Genomic DNA, 26,544 nt, shown 5'->3' with positions numbered 1-26,544 from the left:
GTGCCGACCACCACCGACGCGATCACGTCGACGACGACCACCACCGACCCGACCGCGACGACCGTCGACCCGACCGCGACGACGACCTCCACGACGACCACCACCGACACGACGACCACCGGGACGAGCACCACGACTGGCGACACCGAGGGCCCGCCGCCGCCCGACGTCGTGCCGGAGCTCGTGTGTCCCGGCGATCCCGACGGTCACTGCGATCCGGTGCCCGACGCCGCGCTGCTGGCGGGCGCGTCGGTGCTATCGATCGTGCCGAGCTGCTTCGAGGCGTGGAACGACCTCGACGCCGACGCCGAGTACGAGCCGCCGGGCGAGGTGTTCCTCGACTGCGGCTGCGACCGCCTGTGCCCCGGCGACCCCGACTACGTGGCGGCCGACATGGGCGAGGGCGACGGTGAGTTCCAGGCCAGCTGGCTGGCCGGCTTTCACAACGGGCGGCCGGCCACCGGCGTCCGCGGGGCGAACCTCGGCCTCGTCGGCGAGGGCGACGGCCTGTGGGCCCGCGCGCTCGTGCTCGAGCAGGGCAACACCAAGCTGGCGATCGTCACCCTCGACCTGGTCGGCTTCTTCAACAACGAGACCCTGGCGATCCGCGACACTCTCGCGGAGATGGGGCTCGAGGTCGACTACGTCCTGCTGCACGCGCTGCACAACCACGAGGGCCCCGACAGCATGGGCCTGTGGGGCCCGGAGCAGCTCGTCAGCGGCTACGACCCGGCCTACCGCGCGCAGGTGCGGCAGGCCATCGTCGAGTCGATCGTCGCCGCCGACGCCGCCAAGACGACGGTCGCGCAGCTGATCGTCGGCGAGGTCGACACCTCGACGTACCACGCCAACGGCGTCGGCAACGTCATCAACGACAGCCGCGACCCGTTCGTCGTCGACGAGATGATCGGCGCGGTGCAGCTCGTCGACGACGAGGCGCAGACGATCGCCAGCCTCGTCAGCTTCGGCAACCACCCCGAGGCGCTGTCCGACGAGAACACCCTCATCACCAGCGACTTCGCCCACGGCCTCCGGCGCACGCTCGAGCAGGGCAGCCAGTGGTTGCAGGCGCCCGGCAAGCCCGGCGTCGGCGGCCCGTGCCTGTTCCTCAACGCGGCCGTCGGCGGCCTGATGACGCCGCTCGGCATGGCGGTGAAGACCCCCGACGGCGAGACCTACCAGTCGGGCACCTTCGAGAAGGCCGACGCGATCGGCCAGCTGCTCGGCGAGATGGCCCTCGACGCGCTGGCCAACGGCGACGCGATCGACGCCCCGCAGCTCGACCTGCAGGCGCAGAAGTTCAAGCTGCGGGTCGACAACCTCAACTTCCAGGCCATGTTCCAGCTCGGGATCTTCGACCGCGAGACGTTCATGGAGATGGACGGCATGTACATCGAGACCGAGGCGGCGCTGATCAACCTCGGGCCGGCGCAGTTCCTCACCGTGCCGGGCGAGCTGTTCCCGGAGCTGGCGATCGGCGGCTACGACGGCAGCCACATCAACGTGCCGACCAAGCCGCTCGTCGACCCCAACAACACCAACCCGCCGAACCTGCAGGGCGCGCCCGAGGCCCCGTACCTCAAGGACAAGATGCACGGGACCTACCGCTTCATCGTCGGCATGGGCAACGACGAGCTCGGCTACATCGTGCCCGAGTACGACTGGGTCCTCGGCGACCCGCCGTGGATCACCGAGGCCGAGGGCGACCACTACGAGGAGACCAACTCGATCGGCGTCGAGACCTTCGGCAAGATCGACGCCGCCGCGGACATCCTGATCGCGTGGTCGAAGTGGGTCCACGGCGCGCCGTGAACCCGCGCCGCGGCGGGCGCCCTACTCCATGACGGGCGTCCGCTCGCACTCGTAGGTCACGTCGATCGTCGGCCCGTGATCGATGACCTCGAAGTCGGTGGCCTTGAGGTCTTCGAGCGAGAACGAGTCGACGCCGACGTCGGCCCAGGTCGCGCAGCCGTACACGTCGCTCTGCGCGGTCAGGGCGATGTTGCCGCCGTCGGACATGTACATGCCGTACTTCTGCAGCGCCTTGGCGATCACCTGCGCGCCGGGGCTGAGGTCCTCGATCGGGTAGTCGGCGCGCAGGCGCATGTGACCGCCGTACGGGATCGAGGTCATCGGCCCGGTGGTGTTGGTGCCGTGGGTCGCGGGCGCGACGTACTTCTTGGCGCGGATCATCGAGTTGGGCAGGATGAACCGGATCGCGTGGTTGATCTCGCCGGCCGCGACCTCCTCGGCCGAGAACAGCAGCGGCGCGATCGGGAAGCCGGCCGCGTCGGCGCTGGTGCACTGCTGGCCGCGGCCGTCGAGGTCGTAGGTCTTCGAGGTGTCCCACAGCGCGAGGCAGCCGGCGGTGAACTGCTCCGACTGCGCGTCGAGGGTCGCGTGGTAGATCTCGTAGAGCCGCTGCTCGCTGCGCGACACCACGATCATGTGACAGTCGGCGCCGTCCTGGTAGCCACTGCAGTCGTAGCCCTCGAAGCTGTCGGCCGGCGGGATGTCCTGCGGGTAGTCCTCGACCACGCCGCCGGGCGGCAGCGGGATCGGGGCGACGTCGCAGTCCGGCGAGTAGTAGTAGTCGTTGTCGAGCTCGTAGGGGCGCTTCTCGGTGCCGGCGGGCGCGTCGATGGCGGTGATGCTGAAGTCGATCCGCATCGTCCCGGTGCCCCACCCGTTCGGCGGCGAGTCCTGCACCATCCACTGCGTGATCGCGGCCGAGTCGGGCGCGACCGCGTCGTTCGAGGCGTCGTGGTACCAGATCGCGTCCGGCGGGAAGAACAGGCCCTCGGCCTGCGAGGCGCACAGGGTGCTGTCGTCGCCCGCGCCGGTGGTGGTGTCGGGCCCGGTCGTGTCGGTGGTCGTGCCCGGGTCGGTGGTCGGCCCCGCGGTGGGGTCGCTCGTCGGCCCGCTGGTCGTCGGGCCCGCGGTCGGGTCGCTCGTCGGACCCACCGTCGTCGGATCGGAGCTCGGCCCCGCGGTCGTCGGTCCGTCCGTCGTCGTGCTGGCTGTCTCCGAGGACATGGTCGTCGGGCCAGCCCCCGTCCCGTCCGTCGAGGCGGCGGTCGCCTCGGTGTCCGTCGCGCCCCCGCCCCCGCCCCCGCACGCGACGGCCAGGATGGCCGCCGCTACCCACGTTCCGCGCATCGTCATGTCCGACCTCCGGACGGGGATGTTACCCCGCCAGGAGGCCGGTGCGACGCCGCAGATCGATCGCCCCCTCGCTGCACCAGAAGCGCAGGAGGTCGGCGATGACCTCGGAGTTGAAGACCAGCTCCTCGCCCTCGAGGTAGAGGAGCGCCTGGTCCTCCTGCCGCAGCAGCGCCGCGCACGACGGCAGGTCGGCGGCGATGAGCGCCGCGGCGCGCAGCGACGTCGTCTTGAGGTCGGCGTACCACGCGTGGAAGTCGACCGGCGCCGACTGAGCGTATTCGGCCGAGACCTCCTGCAGCACCTGCCGCTCGCGCCGGCCGAGCACCTTGACGATCCGCCGCTGCAGGTCGTCGAGCGCGCTCGGATCGGCGAGGTTCGAGCCGTAGTTGGGCGCGGCCGTGCGAGCCGCGGCGGCGAGGATCAGCATCAGCTCCGAGGCCTTGAAGCGCGTCACCGCCTGCAGGCCGCGCTGCACGTAGGCCAGCGCCCGCGCGATGACGAACGCCTGCTGCGGCTCGGACAGCCGCAGCACCGTCGCCGGCACGAGCACCACCGGCAGCGCGCCGAACTCGAGGCTGACCGTGGTCCCGGCGCCGCGATAGACGTAGAGGTCGTAGTCGGGCAGGCCGAACAGCCCCGCGATCTTGTCGACGAACCCGCGCAGCGGGTTGCCGGAGCGCGCCGTGATCTTCTCCTTCACGTTGACGCTGAAGCGGTTGAGGTCGCCGAGGTACAGCTTGCTGAGGCTGAGGCTGATCGCGTTGATGAGCTTCTCGGCCACCGCGCCCTGCGGGCTGCGATCGAGCTGGGTCCGCAGCACCTCGGGCGCGAACGAGTTGGGGGCCGCCGAGGCCGGCTTCGGGGTCATGCGGGTCAGCGCCCGCATGTCCGACTCGCTGGCGGCACCGAGCACGCACAGCGGCCCGAGCCCGAGCGCCGCCTCGGCCATCTTGCCGCGGTCGACGTAGCACTGCACGAGCCCGCGCCACGGATCGGGCGACGCGGGGTACAGGCCGGCCGCCTGGCGGAACACGGTGCCGGCCTGCTCCGCCAGCCCGCCGGCCCGCAGGCGCTCGCCGAGGGCGAGGCGCAGCGGCAGGTTCTGCTTGACCTCGGCGATACCGAACTCGAGCGTGGCGATCGCCTTGTCGGTGCGCTGCATCGCGTCGCCCTGGATGCGCGCCAGCTCGAGGTACGCGCGCCCCAGCTTGGCGTCGTCGCCCGCGACCTGCTGCAGGTGCCGCATCAACGCCTGCTCGTACAGCTCCCAGTCGTCGGCGGTCTGCACCTGCTTGGCGTACTCGCCGGCCGCGACGCCGTCGGGGCCCTCGAGCGCGACCGCGCTGAGCAGCGCCTCGAGGCCCTGCAAGCGGCGGCCCTGGTGCAGCTCGATGTGCGCGAGGTGGACGATCGCGGCGACGCGGTCGTCGATGGTCGTCGAGGCCCGCAGCAGCCGCCGCGCCGTCTCGGCCGCCGCCGAGCCGTCGCCCATGCGGGCGTAGACGTCGGTGAGGGCCAGCAGCGCGCCGCGATCGTCGGGCCGCGCCTGCAACGCCGCCTCGAGGCACTGACGCGCGCGCGGCAGGTCGCCGATGTGATCGGCGAGCAGCCCGGCGAGGTTGCGGTTGGCGGTGAACAGCGCGTCCGCCTGGCTGGCGACCTGCAGGATCTCCCCGTAGATCTCGGCCGCGTCGCCCCACTGCGCGTTGCGGTTGTAGAGGTCGGCCAGGAACAGCAGCATCGGCACGTGCCGCGGCCTGTCCCGAAGGACACGTCGAAGCACGCTGATGCCGCCGGCCAGGTTGCCGAGCTCGTCGGCGTACAGCTCGGCGATCCGCAGCCACAGCGCCGCCGAGCGCTCGGCCCCGCGGGCCGCCGCGGCCGCCTGCGACAGCTTCTCGAGCAGCCGCGTGCCCTGCTCGAGCATGAGCAGGATCTTGTAGAGCATGTCGGCCGCCTCGGCGTGGTCGGGGTAGCGCTCGAGCGCCAGCTCGAGGTCCCGCGTCGCCGACTCCGGATCGTCGAGCCGCTGCAGGCGGATCTTGGCCGTCTCGACCAGCAGGTTGGCCGCCGTCTCGCCGCTGCGCTCGGCCGCGGCCAGGCGCGCCTTGGCGGCCGCCAGCGCCCGCGGATCGTCGATCAGCGTCGACACGCGCACGAGCCCGAGGATCGCCCCCAGGCTCTCCGGATCGCCGGTGAGCGCCATCTCGTAGCTCTTGGCCGCCGCCTGCAACGAGCCGGCGCGCTCGAGCGTCTCGCCGAGGCGCGTGTAGTAGGCGCCGAGCAGCGTCGGGTCCTCGCCCTCGATGTTGACGACCTGGGCGTCGATGCGGGCCAGCGTCTGATCGTCGCGCCCCGCGATCGCCAGGCGCTCGAGCCCCGAGAGCGCGACCGGATCGGTGGACGCGCGCTGCAGCACCGCCGCGTAGGTGTTGCGGATCGTGTCGACGTCGGCGCCGACCGGGCCCTCGTACAGGCGGGCCAGCTCGCGCAGCGCCGCCACCTTGGCCCCTTCGTCGGCGACGTGCTTCGACAGCCGGACCTGCAGGTCGGCCAGCGACTTCCACATGCCCTGCTGGCGGTACAGCGCGTCGAGGGCCAGCATCGCCGCGAGGTTGCCCTGCTCGCGCTCGAGCACGCGCTCGTAGGCGGCGATGGCCCGCTCGGGCTGGCCGAGCTGCTCGGCGAACACCTCGCCGGCGCGCAGCAGCGCCGCGGTGGCCAGCGAGCCGTCCTTCGCCGTGGCTGCCTCTTGGGCCAGGTCCTCGACCACGCCCGGCCACGCCTCGAGCGCCGCGCGCACGCGGGCCAGGCCGTCGAGCGCCGGCCGGTAGTCGCCGAGGGCCTGCAGCGCGGCCTGGTAGGCGACCACCGCCCGCGGCGCGTCGCCGAGGTGCTCCTCGTACACGCGGCCGATCCGGTAGGCCACCTGGGCGCGGGCCCGCGGCTCGGACAGCCCGCGCAGCTCGACCTCGAGCACGTCGACCAGCTCTTGCCAGGTCTTGTTGCGCTCGAGCAGGCGCTGCAGCGAGTGCAGCGACGGCCCGTGCTTGGCGTCGATCTCGATCGCGTTGCGGTAGCAGCCGATCGCCCGCCGCGTGTCGGCCAGCCGGCTCTCGCACAGCTGGCCCATCGTGTGCAGCAGCGCCACCGCGGCCTTGCCCGGCGGCGTGATCGCCAGCTCGCGCTCGTAGGTGTTGAGCAGCTCGTCCCAGCGACCTGTCCGATGGTACAGGCGGCCGATGCTCGCCAGCGCCGGCGCGTACTTCGGGTCGACCTCGAGCACGCGGCGCAGCCGGACCAGCGCGCCGTCGCGGTCGTCGAGCTTCTCGTCGAGGACCTCGCCGGCGCGGTGCAGCAGCTGGACGATGCGCGGCTTGTCGAGCGTCTTGCTCGCCTCGAGCTCGATCGCCTCGACCAGCTCCTTGTAGCGGCCGGCGACCTCGCAGGCCCGCTGCAGCGCGTGGATCGCCCCGATGTGGTCGGGGTCGATCTTGAGGATCCGGCGGTACGTGTGGGCGGCCTGGACCGGCTCGTTGAGGTAGTCGATGTAGAGGTCGGCGATCCGGGTGAGGTACGCGATCCGGCGGTCGTCCTCCTCGGCCGAGTCGATGCCGCGCTCGAGCAGCTCGATGAGCTCGTGGTGGCGGCCCGCGGCGGCGAACAGCCGCAGCAGCGCCTTGAACGACGTCGCCAGCCCGGGGTGCAGCGTCAGCGCGCGCGAGTGGTACTCCATCGCCCGCTCGGGATCCTCGAGCTGGATCTCGTGGAGCTCCGCCATCTTGGTGTACGCCGCGGCCGCCCGCTGGGCGTCGTTGACCGCCTCGGCCTCGGCCTGCAGCATGTGCAGCAGCCGGTCCCACTGCTTCTTGCGCGTCAGCAGCTTCGACAGGGCGCGCAGGCTCGGGCGGAACGCCGGCTCGATCGCCAGCGCCTCCTCGTACCACTGCATCGCCTCGTCCTCGTTGTGCAGGCGGTTCTCGACGATGTCGCCGATCTGGTAGAGGACGCTGATCTTCTCCGACGGCAGCTCGAGCAGCTCGACCAGCGCCTGCAGCGTGTGCGTCATCGCGTCGTAGCGCTCCGCGGCCTCGTACAGGCGGATCAGCTCCTCGAGCACCAGGCGGTAGCGCGGGCTCTCGGCGACCGAGCGCTCGAGCGCGGCGATCGCCTTGTCGCGGCTGCCGAGCCGCTCCGAGTGCAGGCGGGCGATCCGGTAGTAGGACATCGCCCGCACGTCGGGGTCGGTCAGCTGCTGCGCCTCGCGCTCGAGCACGCTGATGAGCTCGCGCCAGCGGTGCTGCCCGTGGTGCAGGCGCTTGAGCGCCGCGAACGCGCCGGACGCCGCCGGGTCGAGGTCGAGCGCCGTCTCGAGCAGCTCGACCGACGAGCCGACGCTCTTGAGCCGCACCTCGGCCAGGTGGGCGCGGCGGGCCACCAGCGCCGAGCGCAGGCGCGGGTCCTTCTCGACCGCGCTGGCCAGCTGCGCCGTCGTCCGCTCGAGCTGGTCCCACGCGCCGGCCTTGGCGTCGAGCTGCTCGAGCGCGCGGAGGTAGGCCACGTTGCTCGGGTCGAGGTCGCGAGCCTGGGCGAACGTCGCCCGCGCCTCGCCCTCGTTGCCGAGCCCGTCCAGCAGCACCGCCGCCTTGGCCGCCAGCAGCGCCGCCTTGCGCTTCTGCTCCGACGTCAGCCGGATCTCGGTGTCGAACAGCGGCAGCGCGCGCGACCAGTTCTTCTGCGCCAGCAGCGAGCGCCGGGCCCCGCGGACCACCGGCAGGAACTCCGGCGCCAGCCCGTGCGCGCGCAGGTAGTAGGTCGCCGCCTGGGCCACGTCGCCGAGCGGGTACTCGTAGAGCCGGCCGATCTCGTACGACAGCCGGGCCGTGCGGAACAGGTCGGGCTGGGTCGCCAGCTCCGCCTCCCACGCCTCGATCTGGGCCTGGGCCGCGCGCAGGAACGGGTTCTCGGCCGCCATCGCCGGGCTCGAGATCGTCCGCGTCGCCGGCCCCGAGGGCCCGCGGGCGCCGGTCGCCGGCACCCCCGAGGGGCCCGACATCGGCGTGGTGCGGGTCCGCGGCGGCTCGCCGGGCGCGAGGGGAACTGGCCCCGAGGACCTGTCCCCAGGGACCTGTCCCAGCGGACCTGGCAGTGGGGACCTGTCCCCGGGGCCCTGTCCCTTGGGATTGGGCGGCGGCGCCCCGCGAGCCAGCAAGCGGGTGCGCAGCGCGTCGGGCATCGGCGCGGGCGGGCCGCCGGGGCGCGGCGTGGTGTCGAGCCCGGCGGACAGGCGCGTCGCCGAGTCCGAGGCGCGCGGGGCCTCGGCACGGGCCGCCTGGACCACCGACGGATCGATCTCGCCGTCGCGGGCGGTGACCGCGAGGACGTCGATCGGCGGCCCGGACGCCGGCGCATCGGTGTCGACCTCCACCTCGAGATCGACCGGGATCGTCTTCGCCGCGACGATCGCCTCGTCCGTCTTGCGGCTTGGCGGCGCGGCCCCGGCGGCCGGCGGCGGAGCCACCGGGGGCGGCGCGGCCCCGGCGGCCGACTGCGGCTGCGACGGCGCCTTGGCGGTGGGCCCGCCGCCGATCAACGTCGTGTTGCCGAGCGCCGGCGTGGGCCGGGAGACGCCGCGCATGGGCATGGCGCCGAGCCCCTTGCCCAGCGCGCCCAGCCCCAGGTTCGGCGGCGCCGGCTTGCCGGGCTCGGCCGCGGGCTTCGGCTCGCTGAGCTTGGCGAACGGCCGCGAGGGCTCCGGCTTGGCGGGCGCCGGCGCAGGCGTCGGACCGGGAGCGGCCTTCGGCGGCTCGACCTTCACCTCAGGCGCCCGGGGCGCCGGGGGCACCGGACGCGTCGGCGGTTTGGCCGGCTCGTCGGCCTGCAACTCGATGTCGTCGTCCAGATCGACCTCGATCGGCGGCATCGTGGGCATCGGCGGGATCGCCCCGGGCCGGGTCGCCACGCCCAGCCCGGTCGCTCGCTCGTCGACGATGATCGCGTCGAACAGATCCGCGGGATCGCGCGGAATCTCGTCGTCACGGAGCGGCCCGCCAGGAAGATTGATCGGAGGCCGACCTGGAGAGCTCGGGGGCTTTCCACCCTTGTCGTCTTGCTGCGCCACGGTGACGCGAGTATGCCCGATCCGGCGGCCGATGGACCCTCAGGCTGGCCGCCTGCGACCGGAATTCCGCCGCAGTTTCGCGGCTTCGGCCGTTTTCGCGCAAAAGCCGCAGCCCGCTCGCCCGTCCGGCGCACCGCGATCCCCCGCCTTGCGAACGCCGCCGTCGCGACGCGATGTCGCGGTCGCGACGCCGTTCGCTCGCGACCGACGATCGACCGCCACGCGGGCCCGAGATCGATCTGACCGATCGGCCAGCCTCGAAAAAGCAAATTCCTTGCGCTCGTCCGTCCGCTCGTCACTATGCTTGCGACGGATCATGGCGAGCACCGACGACAGCCCGCGCGCCGACGGCCGGATGGCCTCGGGGCCAGGTTCACTCCTGGGCGGCCGTTATCGCCTCGTGGAGCGCGTCGGCAGCGGCCCGCTCGGCGAGCTCATGCGCGGCGAGGATCTGGAGGAGGCGCGGCCGGTCGCGGTGAGGCTCGTGCCCCCCGAGCTCAACGTCGGCGGCGAGTTGGTCGCGCGGCTCGAGCTCCGCCGCGCCCGCAACCTCCGCCTGCCGCGCGGCGAGGTGCCGCTGCTCGCCGATCTCGTCGATCTCCTCGACCTCGACCACGACGAGCACGGCCGCCTGTTCCTGGTCACCGACGTGTTCCCCGCGGCCAGCCTGGCCGACGTGCTCGCGCGCGAGGGTCCGCCGCCGTGGCAGCGGCTGCGCTCCTTGCTGGTGCGCGCCTGCCAGATCGTGCAGCTGTCCCACGAGCACGGAATGATCCGCCAGGATCTTTCGACCAGCAGCCTGTACCCGGTGCGCGACAAGAACGACCCGGGCACCCTCAAGGTCGTCAGCCCGGGCGTCCTCGTGGCCACCGGCGGCCGCGTGTGGTCGTGCGCCGAGCCCGAGGCCGCGCTGCAGCTGGCCCGCTACGCCGCGCCCGAGCAGATCAGCACCGGCGTCATCGATCGCCGCACCGACGTCTACGCGCTCGGCGTCATCCTCTACGAGTGCCTCACCGGCCGCCTCCCGTTCGCCGACCCGCGGCCGGCCCACGTCCTCGCGGCTCACCTCATCACCCCGCCGGCGCCGTTCCCCACGAGCGTGCGGCGGCGGATCCCCGCCGAGCTCGAGGCGATCGTCCTGCGCGCGCTCGCCAAGTCGCCCGACGATCGCTGGCCGACCGTGATGGCGCTCGCCAACGCCATGGCCGCGATCGAAGTCGGCCGCCTGCAGTTCAGCGGCACGCTCGACACCGGCGACGCCGACGACTTCCCCGATCACCTGGGGCCGCGCACCTCGGCCATCAGCATGCGCATCGACGCCGCGCGCCTGTCCGGCCGCGCCGGGCTCGTGCCCGTGTCCGACGCCGGCAGCACCGGCGAGCACGCGCTGCGCGACGTCCTCGAGGCCGGCGACTCCGGCGCCTCGCTGTCGCGCACCTCCAGCTCCGACTCCGCGCTCACCCGCGTCGCCTCGATCCACGACAGCGCCCCCACCCTGGCGTACGGCCGCCCCGGTGATTCCGCGGCCCGCTGGCGCGCCCCGCCGTCCGAGCCCCGCTCGCGCGCCCTGTCGCCGCGTCGCGCCGTCCCGCTGTTGGTCGCCGCCGGCCTCGCCCTCCTCACCGCCGGGGTCGTCAGCGGTTCGCTGCGACCGAGGGCGAAGCCCACGACCGACGGCGCGCTCGCCCACGTATCCGCGCCTGCGGCCGCGAATTCCCCGTCCGCCTCCAGGCCGGGCCGCCCGGCTCCGATCATTCCCGCGTCCACCCGGGCGCCCGCAGCGGTCCCCGACGACCCCTGCACCGACCCACAGCACGCCGACTGCTCGGGCGCAGCGGACCACGCCGCCTCCCCGGCCGCCGACCCCTCCCCAGCCGTCGTCCCCAAGGCCCAGAAAGCCACGCCGGCCTCGCGCCACGCCCGACCGGCGGGCCCCGCCACACAGGCGAACGGCCCCGCGCCGACGAGCGCCCCGAGCTCCCCGCCCGACGATCCGCGCAGCCGATCCCTCCTGCCGGCTCCTGCCGCCGCGCCGCTCGCAGCCCTCGAGTCCCCGTCGTCCCCATCCGTCCCCGCGACGCCTCACACGTCCCCGCCCGTCCCCGACGCTGGGGGCCCTGGCCCCGGGGCGAGCAGCCGGCCCGGACCGCGGCCGAAACCGGCTCCCCTGCCGCGCAAGGCAGGATTGGGCTCGCAGTGGTCCGGCGACGGCGACCACGCGTTGCCGGACCCGGCAGCGCCCGAGCCAGCCGCTGCAGCGCCGTGACGCGCGTGTGACTTTACGGCCCGCGGCCCCGGCGAGAGCGCGCTCCTGGCCCCGCCGGGCCGCTCTGTGGCCGACCTCGCCGGAGGGTTTGCCACCGCCTCCGCCATCGCCTATCCATGATGTCCATGGGTTCCTACGAACATGACGACGACGATCGCCCCAGCGTCGCGGCCCGCTTCGCCAAGGGTTCGCTGCTCGTGCTCGGCGGCCTGTTCGCCCTGATGATCGCCGCCAGGATGGTGTTCGGCCTGTTCTTCGCCGTCCTGGGCAACGTCCTGTTCGTCGGCGCCCTCGCCGGCGCCGGCTACATCGGTTACCGGCTGGTCGCGGGCAGCGGCGAGCGCAAGGCCGTCACCGGCGGCCGCAGCGCCCGCGCGCTCGGCCCCGGCCGCAAGCGCGGCGGCGACGGCGACGACTTCGAGCGCAAGATGCGGGAGCTCGAGGCGATCGAGCGCCGCCTCGACGCCGAGATCTCGAAGCGCTGAGCCGGCGGATGGCACGAAGGACAGGTCCTTGGGGACCTGTCCTTTCGTGCATTCCCGTTTCGACATGTTCTTTCGAACACATGACAAAGAACATGTCCGAAAGGACCTCTGCCTGAGCCGCCCCGCCGACCTCGGAACGACGCCCTCGCCGAGGTCGAGCGCGTCGAGGTCGCACGATTCGGCGGGACGCAGCGTCCTCGCCCGGCGCCGGTGTACCGCCCGGGCGACTGCGTCCGTCACCTCGGCCCGCACAAGACCTCCTGCCTCCCGCACAGCGGCGGCCCCGGCGTGGCCCGCTCGCGTCGCGCCCCACGAGCTGCCCCCCGGAAGCAGGCCCCACGAACGCTCTCACCCGCGCCGCTCGCCTCACACCCGTCGCCGGCGCAGTCGCGTTGATCCGGCGTGCGAGCGCGGGCACGATCACCGGGTGAGCCGACTGTTGATCATCCGCCACGGCCAGGCCTCGCTCGGCGCTGCCGACTACGACGTCCTCTCGCCGCTCGGCGAGCAGCAGGCCGACGCCCTCGGCCGCTACCTCGCGCGGATGATCGATCCGCCGCAGGCGATCTACGCCGGCCCGCGCAAGCGTCAGCGAGACACGGCGGCCCTGCTGGTCGCCGGCGCCCGCCAGGTCGGCGCCGAGTACCCCGCCCCGGTCGAGCAGCTCGAGTTCGACGAGTACCCCGCGATCGCCCTGATGAAGGAGGCCCTGCCCGCCCTGTGCGAACGCGACCCCGAGCTCGCCGCCATGGCCACCGCCTGGATGGCCGCCGAGCGCGGCACACCCGGGCACCAGCGGGCCTTCGAGCTCGTGTTTCAGGCCGCGATGCAGCGCTGGCACGCCGGCGAGGTCGAGCACCCGGCGGTCGAGCCGTTCCGCGAGTTTCAGGCCCGCGTCGCCCACGGCCTCGATCGCGTCATGGACCGGCACCCGCGCAAGAGCACCGTCCTGGTCGTCAGCTCGGCCGGGCCGGTCGGCGTCGTCACTGCGCTCGCGCTCGGGCTCGACACCTGGGCTGGCCTCAAGACCAGCTTCATCGTCCACAACGCCTCCCTCACCGAGCTCGCCTACCGCCCCGGCGAGATGCAGCTGCGGGTCTTCAACGCCCTCCCGCACATCCACGACCGCGCCCACGTCACCCTGCGCTGAGCCGCGGTCGCCGCGATCCGCGAGGCCTGTCGAGCAGCGCGCGGTCGAAGTTCCTGGGCGGCAGCGCCTCGATGAGGGTGATGAGCCGCGTGATCTCGTCCGGCGCCCCCGAGTCCACGAACAGCTTCTGCAGCACCGGCGCGCGGCTCTGGGCGCACCCCGGCGACACCATGAGGAGCACGCCGAGCACCCACGCGGCTCGAGCCATGGCCCGACGTAGCACCCGCCCGCGACGGGCCTCGAGGACGGGCCGCTCCGCCACTCCCGGCGCCCTCTCGGCGCACCGTGGCTCCGGGCGTGCCTCCTGCGGTAGCCTCGCGTCACCATGGACTTCGCGATCCCGCCCGCGACCGCAGCCCTGCTCGACCGAGCCCGCGCCTTCATGCGCACCCACGTCCTCCCGGTCGAGCCGACCGTCCTCGCGCGCGGCGTCGCCGACTGCCCCGACATCGTCGACGGCCTGCGCACCGCGGCCCGGGCCGAGGGCCTGTGGCTGCCGCAGATGGCCAAGGACGAGGGCGGCCTCGGCCTCTCCCTCCTCGATCACGGCCTCCTGAGCGAGGTCCTCGGCCACAGCCCGCTCGGTCACCTCGCCTGCAACTGCCAGGCGCCCGACGCCGGCAACATGGAGATCCTCCATCGCTACGCCACCCCCGCGCAGCGCGAGCGCTGGCTGGAGCCCCTGCTTCGCGGCGAGATCCGCAGCTGCTTCGCCATGACCGAGCCCGACACCCCCGGCTCCAACCCCACCCAGCTGCGCTGCGCCGCCCGCCTCGACGGCGACGACTACGTCCTCGACGGCCGCAAGTGGTTCACCACCGGCGCCGACGGGGCCGCCTTCGCCGTCGTCTTGGCCGTCACCGATCCTGCCGCCGAGGCGCACCGGCGGGCCAGCATGCTGATCGTCCCGACCGACAGCCCCGGCTTCCGGCGCGTCCGCAACGTCTCGCTGTTCGGCCACGCCGGCGCCGGCTGGGACTCGCACGCCGAGCTCGAGTTCACCGCCTGTCGTGTCCCGAAGGACAGCTTGCTCGGCCCGGCGCACGGCGGCTTCGTCATCGCCCAGGAGCGCCTCGGCCCCGGGCGGATCCACCACTGCATGCGCTGGCTGGGGATCTGCGAGCGGGCCCTGGCGATGATGGCCGCCCGGGCCGCGAGCCGCGAGCTGGCCCCCGGCGAGCACTTGGGCGACAAGCAGATCGTCCAGGCCTGGCTGGCCGAGAGCCGCGCCCGCATCGACGCCGCCCGGCTGCTGGTCCTGCGCACCGCCTGGCTCATCGACCAGCACGGCTTCGCCGCCGCCCGCGACGACATCTCCCTGATCAAGTTCCACGTCGCCGAGGTCCTGTCCGAGGTCCTCGACCGGGCGATCCAGGTCCACGGCGCGCTCGGCCTCACCGACGACACCGTGCTCGCCTTCTTCTACACCCGCGAGCGCGGCGCCCGGATCTACGACGGCCCCGACGAGGTCCACAAGGTCGCCGCCGCCCGCCGGATCCTCGCCCGCCACCGCCCGGGCCGCGCCGGCTGACCCTTTAATAAAGACTGTCCTCTCGGACCTGTCGGTTTCGCCCTGCCCGATCGACCCTGTCCCTTTCGACCTGTCCTTTCAAACCTGCATGCTTCGCCCTGTCCTGGAGGACTCATGACCGCCATCGACAACCCGCGCCCTGTCCGTCCCGGCGAGGAGCTCGACCTCGAGCGCCTCGCGCCTTACCTGCGCGAGGCTCTGGTCGCGCCGAGCGACGCCGAGGTCACGGTCCAGCAGTTCCCCGGCGGCCACTCCAACCTCACCTACCTCGTCACCGTCGGCGGCGACGCCTACGTCCTGCGGCGGCCGCCGTTCGGCACCCAGGTCAAGACGGCGCACGACATGGAGCGCGAGCACACGCTCCTGTCACGGCTCGCGCCGGTGTGCGAGCGAGCGCCGCGGCCGATCCACCTCTGCCTCGACGAGTCGATCCTCGGCGCCAAGTTCTACCTGATGGAGCGGCGCCAGGGCGTCGTCATCCGCCGCACCCCGCCGCGGGGCGTCGACTTCACCCCCGCGCTCGCCCGCGGCCTCGCCACCGCGGCCGCCGACGCCCTCGCCGACCTGCACGCGATCGACATCGAGGCCACCGGCCTGGTCCAGCTCGGGCACCCGGACGGCTACGTCCGGCGCCAGGTCGAGGGCTGGACGAAGCGCTACCAGGCCGCCAGGACCGACGACATCCCCGCCGTCGACGCGGTCGCTACCTGGCTCTCGGGACACATGCCGACCTCGGGCGCCCCCACGCTCCTGCACAACGACTTCAAGTACGACAACCTCGTGCTCGCGCCCGACGACCTCACGCGGATCACCGCGATCCTCGACTGGGAGATGGCCACGGTGGGCGACCCGCTCATGGATCTCGGCACCGCCCTCTGCTACTGGGTGCAGGCCGACGACCCGCCCGAGCTGCAGGCCTTCGCGTTCGGGCCGACGCACGCGCCCGGCAGCTTCACGCGGGCCGAGTTCGCCGAGCACTACGCGCGCCGCACCGGCCGCAGCCTCGAAGCGATCAACTTCTACTACGCCTTCGGCCTGTTCAAGACCGCCGTCGTCGCCCAGCAGATCTACCTCCGCTTCGCCCGCGGCCACACCCAGGATCCGCGGTTCGGCATCATGATCGAGGCAGTGCGCGTGCTCGCCTCGCAGGCCGAGCGCGCGAGCGCTGCGACGCACCTGTAACGACCGCCGCGGCGCCTCGTTGACGCCGCGCATGCCCGTCGACCCCACGCGCCTCGTCCTCGTCCTCGCCGTCCTCGCCCCCGCCTGCGGTGCCGACGGCGACGGCAGCACCAGCCACGCGGTCACCGGCGACGACACGACCACGAGCGCGACCACCGACGCCGACGCCACCGCGGGCGAGCCGACCACGACCGCCACCGGCGACGCGAGCTCGACGTCCGACGCGAGTACGACGGGAGCAGCGAGCACGACCGGAGACGCCGACGCCCTGCCGCCTGTCGACTCGGCCGAGGCGTTGGAAGCGTGGCTCGCGGGCGGCGCGTACCGGAGCTGGCCGGCCGAGTCGACGGTCCACGCCTCTGCGGGCCCGCACGGCGGCAACGTGCGGACCTTCGTCAACCCCGCGCTCGCCGACTCCCTGGCCGCCGCGAACGTGATGCACCCGCAAGACGCCGCCACGGTGAAAGAGCTCTACGGCGGCGGCACCGACGAGATCGTCGGCTACGCAGTGATGGTCAAGCTCGCCCCCGACAGCGCGAGCGGCGACGGCTGGTACTGGTACGAGCGCCTCGACGTCACCGTGTACGCGGACGACACCGGCGTCAAGCTGTGCACCGGCTGCCACGGCAGTGGGTCCGATTACGTCCTCACCCCGTGGCCGCTGCAGTGAGGTGATCCGGACGATGTCGGGCGCCGCGCACGTCGCCACGCCGACGAAGTGGTGCTACAGTGACGAGGCGCGAGCGGGACGCTCGGCATGAGGCCCAAAGTTCTACCTACACCGTTCAGCCAGGGGTCCGTCTCTGATCGCTGGTGCGCAGGCTCGTCCGACGAGAAGCCCGACGCGGTTAACGCAGTCCCCACCTACTTGATGTAGGGGTTGAACTTCGGCCACAATCATGCCGGGCGACCCGCTCGCCTTTCTTCCGCCGCTCTCGCCGGCTGACGCCCCCAAGCGTGCGTCGCTCGCGGGAGGGCTCGCAGGGTTCACGCAGTTCTGCCGCCTGGCGCCCACCGGCGCACCCGCCGGGTTGTGGTAGAGTCCGCGGCCTCATGTCAAACCCGCGCGTCTATTTCGACATCACCATCGGCGGCGCCCCCGCCGGCCGCATCGTGTTCGAGCTGTTCGCCGACGTCGTGCCGAAGACCGCGGAGAACTTCCGCGCGCTCTGCACCGGCGAGAAGGGCGTCGGCCGCTCCGGCAAGCCGCTCCACTTCAAGGGCTCGCCCTTCCACCGCATCATCCCCGGGTTCATGTGCCAGGGCGGCGACTTCACCCGCGGCAACGGCACCGGCGGCGAGTCGATCTACGGCGAGAAGTTCGCCGACGAGAACTTCAAGCTGAAGCACACCGGCAAGTACCTGCTGTCGATGGCCAACGCCGGCGCCAACACCAACGGCTCGCAGTTCTTCATCACCACCGCCGAGACCCCCTGGCTCGACGGCAAGCACGTCGTGTTCGGCAAGGTCGTGTCCGGCACCGAGGTCATCGACGCCATGGAGAAGGTCGGCTCCCGCAACGGCCCCACCAGCAAGCCCGTGGCCATCGAGGACTCCGGCGTCGAGTCCTGAGCCGGCCCGCGCGCCACCCGCCTGCTCTTTCAGACATGTCCCCGAGGCCCGATGGTCTCGGGGACTCGTCGTTTCTGGCCACCCGGCTGCCCGCCCGCGAGCCTGCGAGACTGCCCACGCGCGCCGCCAGAACCTGTCCCTCAGGCCATGTCCGTGCGCTTCTGCGACGCCCCCGCCGCGCCGTCGACCTCGGCGACCGTGACGCCGCGCATGGCCGCCAGCCCCGCCAGCATGCGCGCCCGCACCTCCGCCCGCAGCTCGGCGGCGCCGGCACCGGCGCCCAGGTCGGACAGCGCGACCGGCGGCAGCACCTGCACCCGGATCGGCAGCCGCGCACGGTCGAGGCCGATCCGCCACGACGACTTCGGCAGCGCCGCGCTGGTGCCGTCGAGCACGATCGGCACGATCGGCGCGCCCGCCTCGGCCGCCAGCGAGAAGGCCCCGTGCTTGAACCCCTGGATCCGGCCGTCGCGCGAGCGCGTGCCCTCGGGGAACATGAACACCGACGAGCCGGCGTCGAGGTTCTCGCGGCAGCAGCGGAGCATCGCCGCGATGCTCGCAGTGTCGCCGCGGCGCAGCGCCACGTAGCGGTTGAGCGTCATGTTCCAGCCGATGAACGGCACGCGGAACACGCTCGTCTTGGCGACCCACTTGAAGTGACGGAACAGGGTGAACAGCACCAGAGTGTCGACGTGCGACTGGTGGTTCGAGCACAGCACGTACACGCCGCCCGGGGCGATGTGCTCGCGGCCTTCGACGCGGACGTCCCAGCCGGGCATCAGGAGCGCGTAGTGGCCGCCCCACACGCAGGTGTAGCGGTGAAGCAGCGCGCGCCGGCGGTCGAACGGGGCCGTGAGCGCCGTGATCAGCAGCGCGCCGGTGAACCACAGCGGCTGGCTGAGCACGAAGTAGAGCCCGAACAGCAGGACCGCCGCGATCCGCAGCACCCCGCGAACATACGGGCTCACCCGCCCGCGCTCAAGGCTTCTGGCGCAGCAGCGGGCCCAGCCGGGCCATGATGTGCTCGACCGCTCGCGGCCCCTTGATCCCGCCCGAAATCAGCTTGTCGCTGGCGCGGCCCTCCGCGTTCGGCAACGCGAACAGCGGGATGAAGCGCGACTTGTAGCCTGCGGCCTCCAGCCGCGCCCGGTCGCGATCGATGTCGAACTCGAGGAAGCGGACCCCCGCGAGCCGCTCGTCGAGCTGCCCCGACTGGACCGCTTCGTGGAACACGCGGCACGGCTCGCACCAGGACGCGCCCACGCTGACCACCAGAGTCCCGCCCTCGCGCGCCGCCTCCTCGCGCACGATCGTCGGCAGGTCTCCCGCCTCCGGCGCGGCGATCAGGCGCGGCTTCGCCGGCTCGACCTTGGCCGGCGGAGCGGGCGCTGGCGGGCTCGCCGGCTCCGCGCACGCGAGCGTGCCGGCGAGCGCGAGCGAGAGCGGAGCGAGGCGACGACGACGGGGCGACACAAACCTCAGCATGCCAGACCGCGCCCGCCCCGGCACCTGCGGCCTGGCGTGACTTGCCAGCGCCGGCCCCGCGCCGCTACAAGGGAGACGCCGTGCAGCGCCTCCGATCGGCCCTCTTCTGGTCCTATCTCGCGGTGAGCCTGGTCGTGTTCTGGATCGCGGTCGCGCCGATCTGGCTCCTCGTGGCCCCGTTCGATCCGCAGCGCCGGTTCTCGCACTGGTACGCGATCACCTGGGCCAACCACTGCATCCGTCTGTTCGGCGCCTCGCGGATCCACATCCACGGCCGCGAGCGGCTGCTCGGCGATCGCCCGTGCGTGCTGGTCGCCAACCATCAGTCTTTCGGCGACATCTTCGTCCTCTACGCCCTGCGCACCCCGTTCAAGTGGGTCGCCAAGGAGTCGGTGTTCTGGGTGCCCTTCCTCGGCTGGATGATGGCGATGGCCGACTACGTGCCGGTCCGCCGCGGCGACGCGAACAGCCGCGCGGCGATGCTCACGCGCTGCCGCGAGCACCTGCGGCGCGGCTCGCGGATCCTCATGTTCCCCGAGGGCACGCGCTCGCGCGACGGCCAGCTCCGCGAGTTTCGCCGCGGCGCCTTCGCCCTGGCCGTCGAGGCCGGCGTGCCGATCGTCCCCATCGTCATCGACGGCACCGGCGCCGCCCTCCCCCGCGACGGCTGGGTGTTCGAGCGCCTCGACGAGCTGCGCGTCGAGGTCAGCGTGCTCGAGCCCGTCATGCCCGACGCCACCGGCGGCGACGTCGAGCTGCTGCAGACCCGCGTCCGCGAGCTCATGGTCGCCGCCCTCCGCGACCTCCGCGGCCCGCGGGCCGTGCGGCCCCAGCCGTGAGCGCGGCTCGCACGGCCGCGCCTCGCCGCCGGCCCCCGGGCCGGAGCCGCGTCGATGCGGCATGTCTCTTCAGACATGGTCGATACAGCATGCTCTTTGCGACATGCCTGATTCGACATGTCTGAAGGGGCATGCCCGTCGAGACATGCCCCTTCAGCCCGGCGCGCTCGCGGCCGCGAGGCGCTGCTGCGCCCGGGCGCCCGGGCTCAGGCCTGACCGACCAGGGCCTCGAGCTCGGCGACCCGCTTGGGCGCGCCGGCGCTGAGCACCTCGGGCGCGCCGGCGGTGACGAGCACGTCGTCCTCGACGCGGATGCCGACCCCGCGCAGCCCGGCCGGCACCTCGTCGGTGACCGGGAAGTACAGCCCCGGCTCGACCGTCAGCACGAAGCCCGCGCGCAGCGGCTGGGCGCGGCCGCCGACGGTGTAGCGGCCGACGTCGTGGACATCGGCGCCGAGCCAGTGGCTGGTCTTGTGCGGGTAGTACGGCTTGTACAGCTCCTCCTCGATCGCCTCGTCGACGCCGGCCTCGACCAGGCCGAGCGCCCGCAGGCCGTCGCACAGCACGCGCAGACAGGCGTCGTGGATCGCGTCGAGGCTCGAGCCGACCACCGCGGCCGCGATCCCGGCCTCGTTGGCGGCCAGCGCGATCTCGTAGGCGTCGCGCTGCGCCGGCGTGAAGCGGCCGCCGATCGGGAACGTGCGCGTGATGTCGCCGGTGAACAGCTCCCACTCCGCGCCGGCGTCGACCAGCAGCAGCTCGCCGGCCCCGAGCGCCCCGCGGGCCGCGGTGTAGTGGAGCGTGTTGGCGTTGATCCCCGCGGCCACGATCGTCTCGTAGCCGGGCCCGCTCGCGCCGCGGCGGCGGAACTCGTGCTCGAGCAGCGCCTCGATCTCGAGCTCGAGCCGACCGGGCCGCGTCGCTCGCATCGCCGCCACGTGGCCGGCCGCGCTGATGTCGACCGCGCGGCGCAGCGCCGTCATCGCCGCCGCGTCCTTCACCAGCCGGTCCTCGGCCAGCAGCGCCCGGGCGTCGCGCAGGCAGGTCGGCGCGACCTCCCCCCGGCGATCGCCGGCGCGCAGCCGCTCGATCGCGGCGAACGCCGCCCGATCGATCATCGGACATGTCGAAAAGGGCAGGTACAGCTCGTCGACGCCGTCGAGCAGGCGCGGCAGCTCGAGCTCGAGCTGCGCGATCGGGAACACCGCGTCGACGCCGAACTGCTCGCGCGCCTCGTCGGCGGTGGGCCGGCGGCCGTGGTACAGCACGTCGCGCTCGTCCTGGACCGGCAGGAACAGCGCGCTCGCCGGCGCCCGGCCCGGCCGCAGCAGGAGCACGCTGCCGGGTTCGGCGGCGCCGGTCAGGTAGTAGAAGTTCGAGTCCGGCCGGAAGCGGTAGCGCGTGTCGCCGGAGCGGGTCGGCGGCTCGCCGGCGGCCAGCAGCAGCACGGCGTCGCCGAGGCGGGCGGAGAGGCGGGAGCGACGCGCGGCGCAGGCCGCCAGATCCGGTGCAGCGACGGAGGGCTGAGGCACGATCCAAGAATAGGACCGCAAGCACTGCGGCCCCTTCGGATCCCGCGTGCGGGATGTCATGCAGCCGCGGTGCGCAACGCCCTGCGCGAGCCCTTCCGGGGGTTTGCGCGAGTCGGCCGCGACTCGGCTGCCGAATGCGGCAGCAAACCGCGGCAACGGTCGCGTGCGCTCCCCCCTCGAGGGATTGCACCCAGCCGCCGGCCGGCGGAGAGTTGCCGCCGATGGCGACGCAAAAACTGAGCAACCAGCGGATCCACGAGGTACAGCAGGTCCTCGCCTCGTACGTCCCCAAGCTGCCCGGGACCGACGTCAACCTCCTGGCGGCCCTCTGCAAGGCGGTGTTGACCTCGGTCGACCTCCGAGACATCCGGCGGGTGCCGAGCGCCGAGCTCGTCGAGCAGCTCGAGCAAGTCCTGAACACGATCAAGACCCGCGGCCGCGGCGAGATCAACTCGGTCGTGCGGCGGCACGACGACAGCGTCGTCCTCGAGAGCTGTCTCGAAGACCAGCCGTTCCTGGTGTCCTCGCTGCGCGCGCTGTTCGGCGCGGAGCGGCTCGAGATCGCCAGCCTGATGAACGCGGTGATCAAGGTCCGGCGCGACTCCGCCGGCAACCTCACCAGCATCGGCATGGGCGCGCCGGAGTCGGTGATCCGGGTCGAGCTCGACCCCGGCCAACATGTCCCCGAGGACATCGAGGACCGCTTCCGCACCCGCCTGCGGATCGTGCAGGCGATGGTGCGCGACTTCCAGCCGATGAAGCGCCGGCTGCAGGACCTCGCCGACGACTACCTGCGGGCCGCCAACTCCGAGAGCAACGACCGCAGCCTGACCTTGCGTGAGACCGAGGGCATGGTCCGCTGGCTGTGCGAGGAGAACCTCGTGCTGCTCGGCGTCGAGGAGTACGACGAGCAGGGCCAGCGGATCTCCACGCTCGGCACCGCCTCCGTGCACACCAGCGAGCGCGACGCCGATCGCTTCGCCGCCTACGCCCGCGACCTCGACCGCACCGTCCGTTACCACCGCAGCAACGAGGAGTCGCCGGTCCACCGCAGCGGCAAGCCGGGCCACTTCGTCGTCACCCGCGTCGGCCGCGACGGCCAGCCGGTCGGCACCTGCCTGATCAACGGCCTCTTCACCTACAAGGCGCTGCACACCCCGCCGGAGGAGATCCCGTTCCTGCGCGTCATGCTGCGCAAGCTGCTGACCGAGCGCAGCGTCTCGATCGACAGCCACCGCGGCAAGAGCCTGACCAACGCCTTCAACTCGCTGCCGCTCGAGTACCTGCTGACCCAGAGCGAGGACAGCATCTGGGAGCTCACCGACCGCGTGCTCCGGGCCGAGGTCGAGGGCGGCTCCGACGTGCACATCAACGTCGGCGAGGACGGCCGGTTCGTGTTCGCGTTCGTCAGCCTCCCGCGCGAGCAGTTCAACGACGAGCTGCGGCTGCAGGTGCAGGAGAAGCTGCAGCGCGAGTTCGGGGCCACCTACTCCGACTTCGGCGTCTACATGGATCGCTACGACAACGCGATCATCCACTACTACATGACCGGCCCGACCCCGTTCGCGGCGGTCGACACCGAGCGCGTGCGGTCCGAGGTGCTCGCGCTGGCCAAGGGCTGGAACGAGCGCCTGCGCGAGGCGCTGTCCGAGCTCGCCCCGCCCGAGCAGGTCGAGGAGCTGTTCGAGCTGTACCACGGCGCCTTCAGCGAGGAGCACAAGCGCCGCGCCGGCGACCAGCGGCTGCTCGGCGACCTGCGCTGCATCGAGAACATCCGCCGCGGCGCCGAGTTCGACTTCGACCTCTACGTCTCGGTCACCGGCGACCACCCGGGCAGCCTCAACATGCGAGTGTTCAGCCGCAAGGCGATGAACCTCAGCGACGAGCTGCCGCTGATCGGCAGCTTCGGCTTCAAGGTCGTCGACGAGTACGCGCGCCCGGTCCACCTCGCGCACACCACCCCGTTCGAGCTCGACAACTACCGCCTCGACGTCCGCCCCGAGCGGATCCCGGCGGTCATGAGCCGCGCCGACGAGATCCGGGCCACGCTGCGCCAGGTCTACGCCGGCACCATGGGCCGCGACTCGCTCAACCAGCTGATCGTGTCGACGACGATGACGGCGCTCGAGGTCGAGATCCTGCGCGCCTACGTCGCCTACCTCCACCAGGTCCGCTGCCCGTTCACCTCGGCGCTGATCCGGCAGACGCTGGTCGCCTACCCGACCGTCGCCTCCGCGCTGGTCTCGTGGCTCGACGCTCGTTATGACCCGACCAGCGCCACCCCGCAGCTGGCCGAGGTCACCGACAAGACCCTCGAGGCCGAGCTGCGCGACGTCGCCGACTACACCGCCGACCGCGTGCTGCGGGCCGTCGCCGACGTCGTCCGCGCCACGCTGCGCACCAACGCCTTCGTCATCAAGACCCCGCCGGGCGCGCGCCGCGATCAGACCCCGGCGATGGCGTTCAAGTTCGACGGCCAGCGCGTCCCGTTCGGCCCCGATCCCAAGCCGCTGCGCGAGATCTTCATCTACCACCCCGACTTCGAGGGCGTGCACCTCCGCGGCGGCCGCGTCGCCCGCGGCGGCATCCGCTTCTCCGACCGGCCGGACGACTTCCGCACCGAGATCCACGGCCTCATGGCCACGCAGATGGTCAAGAACGTGCTGATCGTGCCGGTCGGCGCCAAGGGCGGCTTCGTCCTGCGCCAGGCCCCGACCGATCGCAACGAGCTGCGCGCCGCCGGCGACCGCTACTACCAGATCTTCGTCGAGGCCCTGCTGTCGGTCACCGACAACGTGGTCGACGGCCAGATCGTCACCCCGCCGGGCATCCTCCACACCGAGGGCCCCGACCCGTACCTCGTCGTCGCCGCCGACAAGGGCACCGCGCACCTGTCGGACACCGCCAACAGCGTCAGCATGTCGCACAAGTTCTGGCTCGACGACGCGTTCGCGTCGGGCGGCTCGAACGGCTACGACCACAAGGCCACCGGCATCACCGCCCGCGGCGCGTGGGAGACCACCAAGCGCAACTTCCGTGAGATGGGCATCGACCCCGAGGGCGACGTCATCACGGCGATCGGCGTCGGCGACATGAGCGGCGACGTGTTCGGCAACGGCCTCTTGCGCAGCCGCACCGTCAAGCTGTTGGCCGCCTTCAACCACGCCCACGTCTTCATCGACCCGACGCCGGACCCGGAGGTCAGCTTCCTCGAGCGCGAGCGGCTGTTCGTCCTGCCGCGCTCGCAGTGGTCCGACTACGACTCGAGCAAGCTGAGCCCCGGCGGCGCAGTGTTCCCGCGCAACGCCAAGTCGCTCGACCTGTCGCCGGAGGCGCGCCAGCTGCTCGGCTTCTCGCCGACGCAGGTGGTCTCGGGCGAGGAGGCGATCCGGGCGATCCTGCTGCTCAAGGTCGACCTGTGCTGGATGGGCGGCATCGGCACCTACGTGAAGAGCAAGGACGAGACCCACGCCGACGTCGGCGACAAGGCCAACGACGCCGTGCGGGTCAACGCCAACCAGCTGCGCTTCCGCGTCATGTCCGAGGGCGCCAACCTGGCGATCACCGACCGCGGTCGCCCGGCCTTCGCGCGGATCGGCGGCCAGAACTACACCTCGTTCCTCGACAACTCCGGCGGCGTCGACACCTCGGACCACGAGGTCAACATCAAGATCCTGTTCGCGCCGCTGCTGGCGAGCGGCAAGGTCACCCGCGAGCGCCGCAACGAGGTCCTCAAGGCCGCCACCACCGAGGTGTGCGACATGGTGCTGGCCAACAACCGCTCGCAGAGCCGCATGGTCAGCTACGACGTCCGCCGCTCGAAGGTCGACGTCTACCGCTACGCCCGCACGCTGTCGTACCTCGTGCAGCACGTGCCGTTCAACCCGGACACCTTCGCCCTGCCGACCGAGGACGAGCTGGCCAACCGCGCGCGCAAGGGCATCGGCCTGTTCAAGTGCGACGCCTCGGCCCTGTGCGCCTACGCCAAGATGCTGGTCTACCGCGTGCTCCTCGACGGCGAGCCGCTGTCCGAGGGCCTCGTCGACCGCATGGTCCGCGAGTACTTCCCGGCCGCGATCGTCGAGGCCGCCGAGGGCGCGGTGAAGAGCCACCTGCTGCGCCGCGAGATCGCGACCACGATGGTCGTCAACCGGATCGTCGACAACGCCGGCGCGACCTTCTTCCCCGAGCTCATGACCAGCACGGGCCGGCCCGCGCACGCGATCGCCGAGGCGTACATGACCGCGTCGGCCGCCGGCGACGTCGACGCGCTGCGCCGCGACCTCTACGCCAGCGAGGACAAGAACCGCCAGGAGGCCATCTACCGGGCCATGCACGTGGTCGAGGCCGCGCTCGAGGAGACCACCGTGGTCCTGCTCGAGGGCGACGCCTACGCAACGGTCGACCAGCGCATGATCGACCGCGCCCGCGAGCTGCTCGATCACGTCGAGCACGCGCTGCCCGCCAGCCAGATCCCGCAGCTCCACGCGCGCGCGCACGAGTTCGAGTCGGCCGGCTTCGCGCCGGCGCTGGCCGGGCGCCTGGCCCGCATCGAGCACCTCACGGGCGCCCTGTCGTCGCTGCGGGTGGCCGCCGAGACGGGCCGTGATCCGCTCGACGTGCTTCGCCTCCGCCTGCAGGTGGCCGCCGACATGCACCTGCGCGCCCTCCAGGACGCGCTGTCGCGCATGGTCTACCAGTCGCCGTGGGACGGCCCGGCGGCCAAGGCGCTGTCGCGGCAGCTCCACGGCCACCTCGGGCGCCTCGTGCAGGCGGTCGACGGTGACGACGTATCGGGCATGATCGGCCGCCTCGGCCTCGACGGCATCCGCCGCCAGGGCGCGGCCATGCTCGAGGGCGGCGTCACCATCCCGGGCATCGTCCTGTTCGACGACCACCTGCGGCGCCAGCTCCCGAGCGCGGACGTCCGCAAGTAGTTGCGCCTCCCACCCAGGAGAGCGATCTCCGGGAAATTCAACGGCCCGGCGGCAGACCCGCCGGGCCGTTGTCGCGTCCGGCGGCCCTCCGGCGCTTCCTCGCTCCGACCGGATCGACGTTACCGCCCCTCGCCAGGGCCGTCACAGCACCTGAAACAACCCCCGTCACCCGTCAAATCGGCGGGCGGAAACGTGTGACGGAGTGAGCAACACCCGGTCATACGCAGGCATGCGAAGCCAATTAGCCAGTTGCGCTTGTTCCGTAGGCTATGCCATGCT

Annotated in this window: 16 protein-coding genes and 1 other RNA gene; 11 read left to right on the top strand and 6 right to left on the bottom strand. The window is 72.4% G+C overall.

Annotation, left to right across the window (positions count from 1 at the left end; all coding sequences use genetic code 11):
• Positions 1–1,812: a hypothetical protein gene (locus O0S08_RS20825; RefSeq protein ID WP_269040950.1), complete on the top strand. Its 1,812-nt coding sequence runs from the start codon at positions 1–3 to the stop codon at positions 1,810–1,812.
• Between the two features lie 21 nt (positions 1,813–1,833).
• Here the strand turns inward: O0S08_RS20825 and O0S08_RS20820 are convergent, their stop codons facing one another.
• Together O0S08_RS20820 and O0S08_RS20815 are read right to left on the bottom strand one after the other, a co-directional pair.
• Positions 1,834–3,036 carry a hypothetical protein gene (locus O0S08_RS20820; protein WP_269040949.1) on the bottom strand — a complete coding sequence of 401 codons (1,203 nt, stop codon included), beginning with the start codon at positions 3,034–3,036 and terminating at the stop codon, positions 1,834–1,836.
• A gap of 151 nt (positions 3,037–3,187) precedes the next feature.
• The gene (locus O0S08_RS20815; protein ID WP_269040948.1) at positions 3,188–9,286 is read right to left on the bottom strand and encodes a tetratricopeptide repeat protein; all 6,099 of its coding nucleotides are present in this window, start codon (positions 9,284–9,286) and stop codon (positions 3,188–3,190) included.
• 316 nt (positions 9,287–9,602) lie between these two features.
• On the opposite strand from O0S08_RS20815, the gene O0S08_RS20810 reads away from it, so the two are divergent.
• From O0S08_RS20810 to O0S08_RS20800, 3 genes are all read left to right on the top strand, one after another.
• Complete coding sequence (locus O0S08_RS20810) at positions 9,603–11,552, top strand: serine/threonine protein kinase (protein ID WP_269040947.1); 1,950 nt, start codon at positions 9,603–9,605, stop codon at positions 11,550–11,552.
• 125 nt (positions 11,553–11,677) lie between these two features.
• Positions 11,678–12,037, top strand: a complete 360-nt coding sequence (locus O0S08_RS20805) for a hypothetical protein (protein WP_269040946.1) — start codon at positions 11,678–11,680, stop codon at positions 12,035–12,037.
• A gap of 427 nt (positions 12,038–12,464) precedes the next feature.
• Positions 12,465–13,187, top strand: coding sequence for a histidine phosphatase family protein (locus O0S08_RS20800; RefSeq protein WP_269040945.1), 723 nt, complete (start codon positions 12,465–12,467; stop codon positions 13,185–13,187).
• On the opposite strand, the gene O0S08_RS20795 is transcribed toward O0S08_RS20800, so the two are convergent.
• Positions 13,174–13,395 carry a hypothetical protein gene (locus O0S08_RS20795; protein WP_269040944.1) on the bottom strand — a complete coding sequence of 74 codons (222 nt, stop codon included), beginning with the start codon at positions 13,393–13,395 and terminating at the stop codon, positions 13,174–13,176. The two genes, O0S08_RS20800 and O0S08_RS20795, sit on opposite strands and share 14 nt — an antisense overlap.
• 117 nt (positions 13,396–13,512) lie before the next feature.
• Between O0S08_RS20795 and O0S08_RS20790 the strand changes: the two genes are divergently transcribed.
• The 5 genes from O0S08_RS20790 to O0S08_RS20770 all read left to right on the top strand — a co-directional run bounded on the left by O0S08_RS20790 (position 13,513) and on the right by O0S08_RS20770 (position 17,472).
• A complete protein-coding gene (locus O0S08_RS20790) occupies positions 13,513–14,718 on the top strand; it encodes an acyl-CoA dehydrogenase family protein (protein ID WP_269040943.1) in 1,206 nt (401 codons plus the stop codon).
• Positions 14,719–14,832: 114 nt separating this feature from the next.
• Positions 14,833–15,900: a phosphotransferase family protein gene (locus O0S08_RS20785; protein WP_269040942.1), complete on the top strand. Its 1,068-nt coding sequence runs from the start codon at positions 14,833–14,835 to the stop codon at positions 15,898–15,900.
• Between the two features lie 31 nt (positions 15,901–15,931).
• Complete coding sequence (locus O0S08_RS20780; RefSeq protein WP_269040941.1) at positions 15,932–16,570, top strand: hypothetical protein; 639 nt, start codon at positions 15,932–15,934, stop codon at positions 16,568–16,570.
• Between the two features lie 68 nt (positions 16,571–16,638).
• Positions 16,639–16,821, top strand: a non-coding RNA gene (ssrS, locus tag O0S08_RS20775) — 6S RNA.
• 132 nt (positions 16,822–16,953) lie between these two features.
• Positions 16,954–17,472: a peptidylprolyl isomerase gene (locus O0S08_RS20770; protein ID WP_269040940.1), complete on the top strand. Its 519-nt coding sequence runs from the start codon at positions 16,954–16,956 to the stop codon at positions 17,470–17,472.
• 140 nt (positions 17,473–17,612) lie between these two features.
• On the opposite strand, the gene O0S08_RS20765 is transcribed toward O0S08_RS20770, so the two are convergent.
• The gene (locus O0S08_RS20765) at positions 17,613–18,419 is read right to left on the bottom strand and encodes a lysophospholipid acyltransferase family protein (protein ID WP_269040939.1); all 807 of its coding nucleotides are present in this window, start codon (positions 18,417–18,419) and stop codon (positions 17,613–17,615) included.
• A gap of 31 nt (positions 18,420–18,450) precedes the next feature.
• Entirely contained in the window at positions 18,451–18,945 is a 495-nt protein-coding gene (locus O0S08_RS20760) for a TlpA family protein disulfide reductase (RefSeq protein ID WP_269040938.1), read from the bottom strand.
• Between the two features lie 92 nt (positions 18,946–19,037).
• Between O0S08_RS20760 and O0S08_RS20755 the strand changes: the two genes are divergently transcribed.
• Positions 19,038–19,796, top strand: a complete 759-nt coding sequence (locus O0S08_RS20755) for a lysophospholipid acyltransferase family protein (protein WP_269040937.1) — start codon at positions 19,038–19,040, stop codon at positions 19,794–19,796.
• 206 nt (positions 19,797–20,002) lie between these two features.
• Here the strand turns inward: O0S08_RS20755 and O0S08_RS20750 are convergent, their stop codons facing one another.
• Positions 20,003–21,328, bottom strand: coding sequence for an aminopeptidase P N-terminal domain-containing protein (locus tag O0S08_RS20750; protein WP_269040936.1), 1,326 nt, complete (start codon positions 21,326–21,328; stop codon positions 20,003–20,005).
• Positions 21,329–21,549: 221 nt separating this feature from the next.
• On the opposite strand from O0S08_RS20750, the gene O0S08_RS20745 reads away from it, so the two are divergent.
• Positions 21,550–26,265, top strand: coding sequence for an NAD-glutamate dehydrogenase domain-containing protein (locus O0S08_RS20745; RefSeq protein ID WP_269040935.1), 4,716 nt, complete (start codon positions 21,550–21,552; stop codon positions 26,263–26,265).
• Positions 26,266–26,544: the final 279 nt, after the last annotated feature.

Origin of the sequence: Nannocystis punicea (genome assembly GCF_026965555.1) — a bacterium.
In the GTDB taxonomy this organism is placed as follows: domain Bacteria; phylum Myxococcota_A; class Polyangia; order Nannocystales; family Nannocystaceae; genus Nannocystis; species Nannocystis punicea.
This window is presented reverse-complemented; position numbering and strand designations above follow the sequence as displayed.